This window comes from Shewanella ulleungensis (assembly GCF_014648315.1).
GTDB lineage: Bacteria > Pseudomonadota > Gammaproteobacteria > Enterobacterales > Shewanellaceae > Shewanella > Shewanella ulleungensis.
Genome location: NZ_BMQW01000001.1, coordinates 598046 through 611656 on the forward strand (window position 1 = coordinate 598046; position 13611 = coordinate 611656).

Annotated in this window: 7 protein-coding genes; 6 read left to right on the forward strand and 1 reads right to left on the reverse strand. The window is 40.0% G+C overall.

Translation table 11 applies throughout. The annotated features are described in order from the left end of the window. Positions 1-75: 75 nt before the first annotated feature. Positions 76-2826 carry an EAL domain-containing protein gene (locus IEY40_RS02520; protein WP_229776985.1) on the reverse strand — a complete coding sequence of 917 codons (2751 nt, stop codon included), beginning with the start codon at positions 2824-2826 and terminating at the stop codon, positions 76-78. Positions 2827-3395: 569 nt separating this feature from the next. On the opposite strand from IEY40_RS02520, the gene IEY40_RS02525 reads away from it, so the two are divergent. The 6 genes from IEY40_RS02525 to IEY40_RS02550 all read left to right on the forward strand — a co-directional run bounded on the left by IEY40_RS02525 (position 3396) and on the right by IEY40_RS02550 (position 13557). Further along, the gene (locus IEY40_RS02525) at positions 3396-4997 is read left to right on the forward strand and encodes an ABC-F family ATPase (RefSeq protein WP_188953003.1); all 1602 of its coding nucleotides are present in this window, start codon (positions 3396-3398) and stop codon (positions 4995-4997) included. Positions 4998-5254: 257 nt separating this feature from the next. Next, on the forward strand, positions 5255-7495 hold the full coding sequence (locus tag IEY40_RS02530) for a peptidase U32 family protein (protein WP_188953005.1): 2241 nt from the start codon (positions 5255-5257) through the stop codon (positions 7493-7495). A 143-nt stretch (positions 7496-7638) separates the two neighbouring features. Then, on the forward strand, positions 7639-7992 hold the full coding sequence (locus IEY40_RS02535) for a YkgJ family cysteine cluster protein (protein ID WP_188953007.1): 354 nt from the start codon (positions 7639-7641) through the stop codon (positions 7990-7992). A 98-nt stretch (positions 7993-8090) separates the two neighbouring features. Beyond that, positions 8091-8765, forward strand: a complete 675-nt coding sequence (locus IEY40_RS02540; protein WP_188953009.1) for a glutathione S-transferase — start codon at positions 8091-8093, stop codon at positions 8763-8765. Between the two features lie 595 nt (positions 8766-9360). Beyond that, on the forward strand, positions 9361-12345 hold the full coding sequence (locus IEY40_RS02545; protein WP_188953011.1) for a TonB-dependent receptor: 2985 nt from the start codon (positions 9361-9363) through the stop codon (positions 12343-12345). A 333-nt stretch (positions 12346-12678) separates the two neighbouring features. Beyond that, positions 12679-13557 carry an NAD(P)-dependent oxidoreductase gene (locus IEY40_RS02550; protein ID WP_188953013.1) on the forward strand — a complete coding sequence of 293 codons (879 nt, stop codon included), beginning with the start codon at positions 12679-12681 and terminating at the stop codon, positions 13555-13557. Positions 13558-13611: the final 54 nt, after the last annotated feature.

Here is a 13611-nt window from a genome sequence, read left to right on the forward strand (position 1 = left end):
CTGCCTATTTGGCACATAAAGATATTGTACCAACAAATCACGCTACGCCGCTAATTAAACAACGATGCAAACGAACTAATCTGTCTTGGAATCGTTCACTTGATCAAAATAACGCCGGCAGACTTCGTGGGCACTAATAGGTCTTGAGAAAAAATAACCTTGGGCAACATCACAACCATGTGCAACCAGATAATCAAGTTGTTCTTGTTGTTCAACACCTTCTGCGGTGACCTGCTTACCTAATGAATGTGCCATGCTGATCACTGCTTTCACCACAGCCTGATCTTCACTTGAATCAATCAAATTACGAATAAAGGATTGATCAATCTTTAATGTCGTTGCTGGCAATGATTTAAGGTAAGCCAACGATGAGTATCCAGTACCAAAATCATCAATAGCAACCTGAATATCTGCATTTTTAAGTTGTGTTAAAATGGCTATTGATTGCTCTGGGATAGCCATTAAAGCTGTTTCGGTAATTTCTAATTTAAGCCAACTTGGTTTTGCACCAAGCAGTTCGACTAACTCCAATAATTCTTCAGCAAATTTAATGTTCATTAAATCTAAAGCAGAGAAGTTTATCGATACTCTTTTAAAGTCATAGCCTTGTTGATCCCATATAACCAGTTGTTTACACACAGTGTTAAGGACCCAATGACTAAGTTCAAAAATCAAACCTGTGTCTTCTGCAATGGGAATAAATTCGGCGGGAGAAATAACGCCTATCTCTGGATGTTCCCAACGAACTAGAGACTCAAAACCAGCTAATTGAAAATCAGGTAAATCAATTAAAGCTTGGTAAACCATGAATAATTGCGGTTTATCATCTACGGTTAGCGACAGCGCCTTACGCAGTTCTTGCTCTAACATAAGCCGTTTTTTATTATAAGAAGCCATTTCTTTATTACAAAAAGCAACACATGCAGGAACTTTTTTCGCTTCGTACAAAGCCGAGTCAGCATGGCTTATTAACGCATCGGCATTAAGACCATCGTTTGGAAACAAGCTAATCCCAACACGACAGCCTAAAATGATGGTTTGCTCTAAAAACTCAAAATGGGGTTGAAACGCCTCAACTAGTTCAACAGCAATAATATTTGCTTCTGCCGCTGACTTGTTTGGTAATGAGATGCAAAACTTATCACCAGCAAAGCGCGATACGGTGTAAGAATCAGCGAGATGATTAACAATCCGCAAAGCCGATTGTGTTAAAATATAGTCACCTGCAGAATGACCAAAACTGTCGTTAATGACCTTAAAGCGAGTTAAATCTAGGAATAACAGAGCTAAAGGTTGCTGGTTTAAATGACAAATTTCAATTTCATCGTCGAGCAATATTTTGAAAAAATAACGGTTAACCAGTCCTGTTAATTCATCATAATGCGATAACTGATGCAGTTTATCTTGTTGCTCTTTTTTGGCGGTAATATCATGTGCGACACCTTCACAGCCGATACAATTGCCCTCATCGTCGTACATTGGCCGTTCAAGCACTTCAAAAATGTGCATGTTACCTTTTGTATCAATAATATCCATTTCAAATGGCGCTAAATGCTCACCATTCATAATACGTTGTACATAATCAGCAATAAGCACGTTCTTAGGACTATTAGATAAAAACTTATCGTAAAAGGCACCAAACCCCGTCACCGTATGGCCTAAAATATGAGTAACCGAAGGGCTAACATAATTGATATAACCTTTAGTATCATGCTGATAAAAAATATATTCATCCTGTAAAGACTCAACAATGCCCCGATAACGGTTTTCACTGTTACTCAGTTGTAAGGTTCTTTCTAAAACAAGTTCTTGAAGATTATCTTTTATGCTACTTAACTCCGTATTAGCCTCTGCAGTTTGCTTATTCGCCAGTCGCAACGCTCTATTATTCCGTCTAGTTTGAACAATCCAAATAATAAGCAATAAAATCAGCACACTGGCAATAACCGCTAACTCAATAAACTCTTTGTAATCTTTTGGCAGAGTAATGTTAGCCCCCCACGCTTCATTGATTGCCTTTCTTTCTATTAAGGTCACAGAATCGAGACCTTTTTGCATAATGCTTGCTAATACGGGTAAATCAGCCCTTACTGCAATAGACTCATTAGCATTATTTTTCTCATAAAAAGCCGCAACCTTTAAGTCTGAAAATGAATACTTAAATTGAAAATAATTTGCCGCAGCCAAAAAGCTAATCGCCGCATCGGCTTGACCAGCTTGAACGACTTCAAGGGCTTCACGCATGCTAGCAACATAATAAGGTGTAACAGTGGGAAATTCGGCAATGATTTTTTCAGCATAATGATAGCCTTGTACCAACGCGACTGTTTTACCAGCAATATCACTTCGATTATGAATAGAGAATTTGCTTTTTTTAGTGATAATAACTAATGATTTACAAATAATAGGCGTTGTAAAAAGCAGACGCTCAGCTCTATCAGGGGTATGAACCATCGTCAGCACAACATCAATTTGTTTGTTGTCGAGATTATTGAGGATATTCTGCCAGTGGTATTCATCGTCGATTACGAATGTAATATCGAGTTTTTTACCTATCAAATTGAGCGTATCAACTGCCATGCCGACAACATGTCCATGTTCATCGATAAAGCTATAGGGAGGAAAATAACCGTCTACCCCCACTTTAATGGGTTGATGTTGCGCTAACCATGTTAATTCTTGAGGAGTTAACACATGAACCATAGCATTTGGAACATCTGTGTCGGCAGAAGTGTTATCAATTGCAGAAGCCTGACCCACAAAACAGAATAGGTAAAGCAAACACAAACCAATATTTACAACAGCATTTGAGGTTATCTTTATCATTCAATCATTCCAGAACCGTACGTACACAAATGCGTTCGTTTATTAAAAATGGCACGTTGTAAAAATTCAAACAAGACATCAAACAAAACATTACTTTAAGCATGGTTTTTATTGTTGAATGATTATAGACACTTAACGGTGAAATATGAGCTTTAAATTAGCGAGCACTTATTTTAAATTGAATGTTGTGAACTAGTACACAAAAATGAGGTTAATACTGTCGAAAAATACCACACTTAAGACTGTTTTAGCCCACATTCACAGAAATCACACATGACAATAAGAATAAATACTCACCAAAAGTTACAAAATTCAATTATATTATGCTTTTTATGCAGTTAAACCACATTTAAATGCGAGCAAATTTAATAAATCACAAAGTATTTTGCACCATCAATAGAGTATTAGCGTAATCAATATAAGTAATAGGCAGATAATAAATCGACAATTGAACACTTCCCTGTATAATCCGCGACCTTATATATTACGTCCTATCAGTCTTATTTTCACAACGCTACGCCCTAGCCGCTTGTCGATAACAATGCTGTACCACTCAATGGAAACTTGTTTTGATTTCTACCGCTAATATTACTATGCAGTTTGGCCCAGAGCCGTTGTTTGAAAACATTTCGGCGCAATTTGGCCATGGCAATCGTTACGGCTTAATTGGCGCAAATGGCTGTGGTAAATCCACATTCATGAAAATCCTCAGTGGAGCCTTAGCCCCAACCTCTGGCAACGTATCTATCACTCCAGGCTTAAAAGTCGGTACATTGAGTCAAGACCAGTTCGCCTTTGAAAAATACAGCGTAGTTGATGCCGTAATCATGGGTGATGTACAGCTGTGGAAGGTAAAGCAAGAGCGTGATTTCATTTACAATAAAGCTGAAATGACCGATGAAGACGGTATGCGTGTTGGCGATCTTGAAAGCCAGTTTGCTGAAATGGACGGTTACACAGCAGAAAGTCGTGCTGGTGAAATTCTATTAGAGGCTGGTATAGAAGAGTCATTTCACTTCGGTTTAATGCAGCAAGTTGCACCAGGTTGGAAATTGCGTGTGTTATTAGCACAAGCCTTATTCGCCAACCCTGACATTTTGTTACTCGACGAACCCACAAACAACTTGGATATTCATACCATTAGTTGGTTAGCAGAAGAGCTTAACAAGCGTAAGTGCACCATGATCATCATTTCGCACGACAGACACTTCTTGAACTCTGTGTGTACTCACATGGCTGACATTGACTACGGCGAATTACGTATTTACCCAGGTAACTACGAGTACTTCCTTGAGCAATCAAGCCTTATTCGTGAGCAGTTATTAGCAGGTAACGCCAAGAAAAGTGCAGAAATTGACGAACTACAAGACTTCGTTAACCGCTTTGGTGCTAACGCCTCTAAAGCCAAACAAGCCAGTTCACGTGCCAAAAAAATGGATAAAATTAAGCTTGATGACGTTAAATCATCTAGCCGTATTACCCCATCAATTCGTTTTACTGAATCGAAAAAATTACACCGTCAGGCGCTCGTGCTTGAAGAGTTAGGCCATGGCTTTGAAGAAGTGTTATTTGAACACGGCGACCTCATCTTAGAGGCGGGTTCTAAATTGGCGATTATCGGTGAAAACGGCGTGGGTAAAACTACCCTATTACGTTGTTTAGTAAACGAACTTCAACATAATCACGGCCGTATTAAATGGTCAGAAAATGCCGCCATTGGTTATTGCCCGCAAGACAGCAGCGCCGACTTTGACAATGACATGACATTATTTGATTGGATGTCGTTGTGGCGTACTCCAAAGCATAACGATTTAATGGTGCGTGGCATGCTTGGGCGTTTACTTTTTACTGAAGATGACGCCAACAAAAAAGTGCGTAACTGTTCAGGTGGTGAGAAAAACCGCTTGTTATTCGGTAAGTTAATGATGATGGACATTAACGTGTTGGTAATGGATGAACCCACTAACCACATGGATATGGAAGCGATTGAAGCATTAAACCAAGCTTTGAAATTATTTGAAGGCACTTTAATATTTGTTAGTCACGACCGTGAGTTTGTATCATCACTTGCAACGCGAATCATTGATGTAAAAGACAAAAAGCTTATAAACTTCCAAGGTACTTTCGATGAATATCTTGCAAGCCAAGCAGAGTCAGCAGCAAAAATGTAATAATGATGTGTGCAAGTGATAACACTTACCCGCACACTTTAAAGGCTTCCGTTTATGTGGTGATACAACATAAATGGAAGCCTTTTCTATTTAAGCCATTTTATATTTCACTTACAGTGTAGTTAAGACACTGTGCGATGTCTTTATGGCTGTTACAATCGTAAATGCTAATGGACAAGCTTAAACACTTTATTAAATGTGTAAATCGCCAAATACTAAAGTAAAACAATAAATTAACTAAAAGTAGCGAAACTATCATGAAGAGAAAAATCGAATTACTGGCACCCGGTGGAGACGTCGATGCAATCAAAGCAGCAATAATAGCTGGCGCTAATGCCGTGTATTGTGGCTTAGATACCTTCAACGCCCGCAACCGAGCGTCTAACTTGTCGTTCGATGACTTGATTGGTGTAATCGCCCTGGCTCACCAATACCAATGTGAAGTCTTCTTAACCATGAATATCGTAATTCTGGAAAACGAAGTGCCTACGTTGGTTAAGCTACTTAATCAATTGGTTAATACCGGCATCGACGGCATCATAGTACAAGATTTAGGCTTATTTAACTTAGTTAGCAAACATTTTCCAACCTTAGCCATTCACGCATCGACTCAATTAACAACCCACAATGAAGGCCAAATTGGTTTCTTAGCCAAAATTGGCGCAACCAGAGTCAATTTATCGCGCGAGTTAAACCTGGGTGAAATTAAAAGTTTAACCACTCTGGCCCACGACCACGATGTATTAACAGAAGTGTTTGTCCACGGTGCATTGTGCATTGCCTTCTCTGGTCAGTGTTATTCAAGCTCAGTGAGTGTTGGTAACTCAGGTAACCGTGGGCGCTGTAGCCAGGCCTGTCGTGACGAATATGAAATCACCGCAGCGGGTAATAAGTTTCCGCTAAATTTAAAAGACAACTCAGCCTATTTCGATTTACCCGAGTTGGTCGATGCTGGCGTAGATTCATTAAAAATTGAAGGCCGTATTAAAGGCGCGCAATACGTCCACACAGTGGTAGACAGCTGGCGTAAACAGATTGATCAGTTTGTCGACACTGGCAAGTTGTTAGCCGACGATTCAAATTTATATAAAGTGTTTAACCGTGATTTTACCAACTCATTTTTAAAAGGTAATCTCACCAAAGACATGTTTATCGACAACCCGCGCGATAACAGCTTTAAACATGCTAACGACATCAGCAATGCGATATCTGTGGTACAAATCCAAGAAGCTCAACACACATTATCTACCGCTAAAGATGCCATTGTTGAATTAGTAGCAGAAAAAATTAACCACTTAAGCATCACAAAGCCGCCATTAACTCTCGCATTTGCGGGCAAAGCAGGCCAGACGCTATCGATTACTGTCACCACGCCAGCACAACATTTTGTAATAGAATCAGATACAAGGTTAACAACTGCAACTGAATCACAAATTGATCAAGCCGCCATTGAAAAACGCTTTAAAAGCTTAAAAGGCACGGGTTACCTGCTACAGCCCTTCAATTTTGATAACCTAGACGCCAATTTAACCCTGCCCTTTAGCCAACTCACCCAGCTAAAAAACCAATTGCTATTACGACTCACCCAGCGTGAATACATAGGCGCAGTCACACTGCCAAAGTTAGTTAAACACCCCAAAGTGACCGAGACACCTACGTTATCTTTACTGATCAGTGACGAGAAAGACGTTAACTTATGCGATGTAACCGATGCCGATGTCTATTTTAAGTTGCCAGAAAGCTTTAAGAAAAACGACAATAAATACATCGACATCTTTTTACGAAATCCACGACTAATTCCGTGGTTTCCAGCCGTATTGATCGGTAAAGACTATCTAGAATCTGTACGACTATTAGAGGTCGTTAAACCTGCACGTATCGTCAGTAATAATACTGGTGTGGCATTTAAAGCATTTGAAATGGGTATCGAATGGATTGCGGGGCCGTTCTTAAACACCACCAACTCATATGCCCTGATGACACTGCAAGAGCAATTAAATTGTGCTGGCGCGTTTATTTCTAACGAAATTAACCGTAACCAAATTAGACATATCGCCAGACCGGCAAACTTTAAACTGCTTTACAGTATCTATCACCCCATTTTAATGATGACCAGCCGCCAATGCTTTTTTCAACAAACGGTTGGCTGTAATAAGCCAAGTATTGAAGACGGCTGTATGCTCAAATGTGAAAAAGCCACCACGATTACAAACGTCAAAGGCATTTCCTTTGCAGTCGACAAACAAAAAGGGGGCTACCCGAGCATTTATAACCATGAGCAGTTTTTAAACATCGAAGCCGTTGAAGACTTATCTCACTTGTTTGACGAGTTCTTTATCGACTTGACTAACATTGGTTCAGGTTCAAAAGCAGAAATCGACAAAGTGCAACTGGTTACCCATTTTGAAAACGTACTGAAAGGTGTTTCAGAAGCTAAAATAGAACTTAATCAACTGGTGACAGTGTCAACTAACGCGCAGTACCAACAAGGTTTATAATATTGCTCGTATTAACCAAACTTATTGGCTCAGTCATAACTGATAGCAAGAATGCGCTGAGTCAATAACAATGTTGTAATCGTTTTAGTCAATTTAAGATTCAATCTAAAAAAAACTGTAAACAAATAGAAAGAAATAATCATATGAGAAATGACATAGAAATAGTCGATCTACTTCGTGAGCGCATTCCATCTTTTGAATGTAAACCCGGATGTCACGATTGTTGTGGGCCTGTCACTACATCATCTGCTGAAATGGCAAGGTTACCCGTTAAAACTGATGCTGAGCACGACGCTGCATTAGCTCAATGGAACTGTGTTCATTTAGGCCCAAATGGCTGCGAAGTTTATGAACAACGACCGCTCATTTGTCGATTGTTTGGCACTACCCCACGGATGCCATGTCCAGAAGATCGCGCGCCTGAAAAAATGATCGACACCAAAACAGAGCAACAGATACATCATTATATTGCCAACACTCGCCAAGTGCTGGTGTAGCATTAACAAAAGTTTGCACAGGCTTTTATCAATATCAAACCTATCTTTCATGACAGACGCTATATTACGTTAGAGCCAAAGCAATAAGAGAATACACCATGACTTTACCTGTGCTCTATTCATTACGAAACTGCCCCTATGCAATGCGGGCAAGGTTAGCGATTTATGCATCGGGTCAACAAGTACACATACGCGACTTAGTATTGAGCAACAAACCCGCAGAGCTACTTGCCGCATCACCCAAAGCCACCGTGCCAGTATTAGTCATCAAAGCCAATACAGTTTCTGAGCAATGTCAGGTTATTGATGAGAGCCTGGCGATAATGCAGTGGGCTTTTTCGCAAACCGACCCCAATGATTATCTACATAATCAATCAACCACTGCATTATCAGAAATGCTGGCACTCATTACCCAGTTTGATACTGAGTTTAAAGGGCTTCTTGAACAATACCGCTGTTCAAAGCGATATCATGAGCCTACGCTAACTCAAGACAGACAAGCTTGTGAACAATATCTTACTGAACTCGAGTCACGCTTAAGCCAACATCAATTTTTAATGTCAAACAAACCTAGCCTGCTCGACTTAGCCTTAGTGCCGTTTATTCGACAGTTTGCTCGGGTAGAGCGTCAATGGTACTTACAAGCCCCCTATCCTAAACTACGTCAATGGCTTAACCATTACCTTCAAAGCAAAATGTTTACTAAGGTAATGGCAAAATATCCATTGTGGATCGAGTTGAAACAAGATCATCTGTTTGGCAGCACTCATTAACCGGCACAAATGTTGACGCCTCTATAAGTAAATCCATATGCTAATAGCGCAATTTTCAACTAAATCGGCTCAATTTAGATTGGTAACACAATAAATCATCACTTAACGGCGATTATTTTATCGTTAAGCGTAATAAAAGATGTACAAAAACGCTTTACTGTCACTTACCTGTCACATTTAAAACAAATACCAGCTTATTCCATGACTTGATCGCACGATAGACTGCCCATATAACGGCAAAACCAAAATTGGCCTTACCAGAAATTAAAACAAGCATTACCAATTGTGGTGGTATGTTAAATTACTGTAATCGATTTTAAATCCCCATAAATCATTAGTACAGATACAAGATTCTGTTTTTGTTGCACAAGCAAATACTTACTCAATTAGAGTTATACCAGCTCCTAAAGCCCATGAACACTGGGATAAATAAGATATCAACCAATTGTTAGCTCTTGGTAATACAATGTTTTTATTTTGGTAAAGTAGATTGCAATTATTGGTAACGTGTTATATAAATGTTGTTGTTGAATAAAACAACAACAATTGGTAGGCCAACTGGTAATACCAACTATTTAGTTCTTTGGGGGGAATTATGAAGCTTAATAAAATAAGCGCTATGTTTAGTAGCTCAAAAAATAAAGCCAATAACATAACAATATTTGGCGCAACACTAACTGCAATATTAACTATGCCAGCAGTTTATGCCGCTGATGCAGAAGAAGTTGCAGCAGAACAAGTCGACACAAGTGAAATTGAAGTTATTGCTGTGCGCGGTATCTTTGGTAGCTTAAAAGCGGCTAACTTACTTAAACGTACTGATGCCCGTATCGTTGATGCAATCGTTGCAGAAGATATTGGTAAATTACCAGACAATAACATTGCAGAAGCTCTTCAGCGTATCACCGGTGTGTCAATTGAATCTGACTTTGGTGTTGGTGAGTCGGTCACTATTCGTGGCGTATCAGAAAACCTTATTTTATTAAATGGCCGCTCTACTGCCGGCCCAGGCCGTGGCGGTATTAGCCTAGATGACTTCCCTTCAAGCTTCTTAAAAACAGTTGAAGTAATTAAGTCGCCAACGCCTGAAATGATCGAAGGTGCTCTCGGCGGTACAGTTAATATGCAAACTGTACGTCCACTAGAACTTTCAGAGCCTCTAGTTGCTGTAACACTAGACGGTGAATACGCAGACAAAACAGAAAACGTAGCGCCTAACTTTACCGCAGCAATGGGTAATAACTGGGACTTAGGCGAAGCGGGTACTTTTGGTGCTTCTGTTAACGTGTCTTACCAAGACCGTGAACTTCGTCGCGACGAATACTTTAATAAAGTCGATCTACAAGACGACATTGATATCGATGGCGATGGTACTGTCGATGTATCAGGTGGACCTAACGGTAAATACCTACGTCGTACCGAAAGCACTGTTGAGCAAAAAATTGAACAACGTGAACGTACTGCTTACGGTTTATCATTACAATGGGCGCCAACTAACGAAGATTTAAACATCTACGTTGACATGAACGCGACTGAACTTGATGGTGGCCAGGCAGCCTACTCTATCCTTGACGTTGGCGGAAGCGTAGTACCAAGAAGCGATTCTTACTACGACGGCAACGGTCAATTGCATAACTACGATTTAACCGGTGTATTAACTATTCCAAAAACCTGGAGTGATTTTACCACCAACGAAACATCGTCACACGCAATTGGTGCAGAATGGAATATTACCGACAATATTGAATTGTTTGCTGAATATGCCATTTCAAAATCGGAAGAACGTCAAACTGCGTCAGAATTTAACTTACGCCCTATTGAACGTACTGATCCAACATTAAGTCTAGTGACACACACCAGTACTGGTAGCTCAACCAGCGGCGATGGTATTCCATCATACGTGTTTGCTGACACGGGCATGCTAACAAATCCAGACAACTTAGTTTTCCGTGAGTTTTTCCATAAAACTATTGATACTGATAACGAAGAGCAAGCATTACGTTTTGACTTTAAGATCAACGATATTGGTGTCGACTTTGTTACTGCTGTTAAAGCAGGTGTTCGTTTTACAGACCGCGACTACACGTCTAACCGTTTTGACCTTAAGCCAAACGGTAACACGCTTAAAGATGCATATAAAAATGCTAAAAATGCTGACGGTTTATACAGCCCTACATGGATTGATAACCCAATCATCAGTGACAGCTTTAAAACCATTAATATGAGTAACTCTTTCGACCAAACAGGCATTGCCGGTCAAAATGATTTACTTACTTACAATGTTTATGATGCTGAAAAACTACAAGATGCTGAAGCAACTTATGCATTAGTACAACAAATGTTAGCGGGCACCACCTATGCAATGGACGGTTCTTTAGCAGACAACATGGTTGAAGACACAAGTGCATATAAGTTTATTAACGAAAAAACCAGCGCTATCTACGCACAATTCCATTTAGACTTTGAAGACCTAACTGCAGTTGTTGGTGGTCGTTATATTCAAACTGAACTGGAATCAAGCATTGTTGATTCAATTGACACAAACGGCAATCGAATCCTAACCACGGGTAAAAATGACTACTCAGACTTTTTACCAAGCTTAAACGTGACGTATACCCTATCAGAAGAAACACTACTACGTTTTGCAGCTGCAAAAGTAATGCGTCGTGCTGACTTTGATGAGCTAAGCCCTGCACTATCAATTGATAACTCGTTAGTAACTGGTACTCAAGGTTCATATCAGTTAGAACCATACCGTGTTACTCAGTATGATTTTTCAGTTGAACATTACTTTGATGGCGGCGGAATCGTTTCAGCAGCTTTATTCTATAAAGATGTTCAATCATTCACTCAAAGCGACAGCAGCTGTTTAGCTGACTCTGGTACCATTACAGGTCAAAACACGACTCAGTGGAACAACATCTGTTTACTTGATACCGCTGGCCAAAGCCAAGGCGACATCGTTAACGCGACACAAGATCAAGGTTTAGCGTATGTTGATGCAGAAAAAGCAGCAGGTCGTACTGGTATCGTAATTGATACTGATGTGAATGGCGGTAGCGGTGAAGTTAGAGGTTTAGAGCTAGGTTATCAGCAGCAGTTTGACTTCTTACCAGGCATTTGGTCAGGTTTAGGCGTTAACGCTAACTATACTTATGCAGACAGTGAGCAACCAGATGGTAACCCATTGTTGAATATCTCTAAGCACACAACAAATACTCAAGTTTACTGGGAAGGCGAAGATCTTCAGTTACGTCTTGCATACAACTGGCGTGATCGTTATTTAGATGAGCAAACAACTAAACGTGTTCAAACTGTAGGTGCGTTAGGTTACAACGTATTTAACCAAAACGACCCTTCTGCTGACAGCTACGACCCTACTGTAGGTAATAGCTATCGCGAAGCCAGAGGACAGTTTGATTTCTCTGTGAGTTATGACATCAACGAAAGTTTCACTGTTGTAGCCAATGCGGTTAACCTAACAGGTGAACCAATTGAATACACAACTGAGCTAGGTTCTGTTTGGGCATATAGCGAAGCAGACCGTCGATACACCCTAGGCGTCCGCGCTAAGTTCTAATCGACAAACACTAAAAAGCCTATCAATCGATAGGCTTTTTACTTTATAGAATCAATACTAATGCCTTGTTGTCTTTCTTAAATCCAGTACTAAACCGACTCAATAATCACGTGTTTTACCTTAAATCATACCAATAAAAATTTTGGTATGTCCAATTGGCATAATTGGTTGACAATGTGGTTATAATTAACTAAAATTTTGTAATACAAGTTGATAATCAATTTACCGATTTTTGAACAACACAGACAACATGAAATACATTGCCAGTCTCATTAGTCAGGCATACAAATTTTATCGTAGATACGCATTCACCACTATATTTAGGAGTTAGATATGACAAAACCAGTCATCGGTTTCATCGGCCTAGGCCTTATGGGCGGCAACATGGTTGAGAACCTACAAAAAAGAGGTTACCAGCTAAATGTAATGGACCTTAATAAAGACGCTGTTGCGACCTGTGTTGCTCGTGGCGCTAAATCAGTCAGTTCAGCAAAAGAACTTGCCGCATCAAGTGACATTGTTATGTTGTGCTTAACCACATCAGCAGTCGTTGAAAAACTTGTATACGGTGACGATGGTATCTTAGCCGGTATCAAAGAAGGTTCTGTACTAATTGATTTTGGTACATCAATCCCATCTTCTACACGCAAAATTGGTGCAGATTTAGCAGCTAAAGGCGCAGGCATGATCGACGCCCCACTCGGCCGTACTCCTGCACATGCTAAAGATGGTCTATTAAACATCATGGCCGCTGGCGACATGGACACCTTTAATAAGGTAAAACCTGTGCTTGACGAGCAAGGTGAAAACGTATTCCACCTAGGTGCTTTAGGTGCCGGCCATACCACTAAGTTAATCAACAACTTTATGGGTATGACCACAGTATGTGCAATGTCTCAAGCGTTTGCAGTAGCAGAACTTGCCGGTGTTGACCGTGCGCAACTGTTCGACATCATGTCAGCAGGTCCATCTAACTCACCGTTTATGAAATTCTGTAAAAACTACGCAGTTGATGGTGTAAGTGACTTAGGTTTCTCAATTGCTAACGCCAACAAAGATTTAGGCTACTTCTTGAAAATGGTAGAAGATCTAGGCACAGAATCTAAAATTGCCGAAGGTTCATCTGCTAATTTACAAGCTGCATTCGACTCAGGTTTAGGTAACGGCAACGTACCTGAAATCTTTGACTACTTCTTAAAATTAGCTAAGTAAGTTTTCCCTATCGATGACAGATAAGTCATCAATACAATAAAGGTCTTCATAATG

Bases quoted from the DNA above. Each gene is read 5' to 3' on its own strand.
- IEY40_RS02520 (WP_229776985.1), bottom strand. From the start codon at position 2,826: ATGATAAAGATAACCTCAAATGCTGTTGTAAATATTGGTTTGTGTTTG.
- IEY40_RS02530 (WP_188953005.1), top strand. From the start codon at position 5,255: ATGAAGAGAAAAATCGAATTACTGGCACCCGGTGGAGACGTCGATGCA.
- IEY40_RS02535 (WP_188953007.1), top strand. From the start codon at position 7,639: ATGAGAAATGACATAGAAATAGTCGATCTACTTCGTGAGCGCATTCCA.
- IEY40_RS02540 (WP_188953009.1), top strand. From the start codon at position 8,091: ATGACTTTACCTGTGCTCTATTCATTACGAAACTGCCCCTATGCAATG.
- IEY40_RS02545 (WP_188953011.1), top strand. From the start codon at position 9,361: ATGAAGCTTAATAAAATAAGCGCTATGTTTAGTAGCTCAAAAAATAAA.
- IEY40_RS02550 (WP_188953013.1), top strand. From the start codon at position 12,679: ATGACAAAACCAGTCATCGGTTTCATCGGCCTAGGCCTTATGGGCGGC.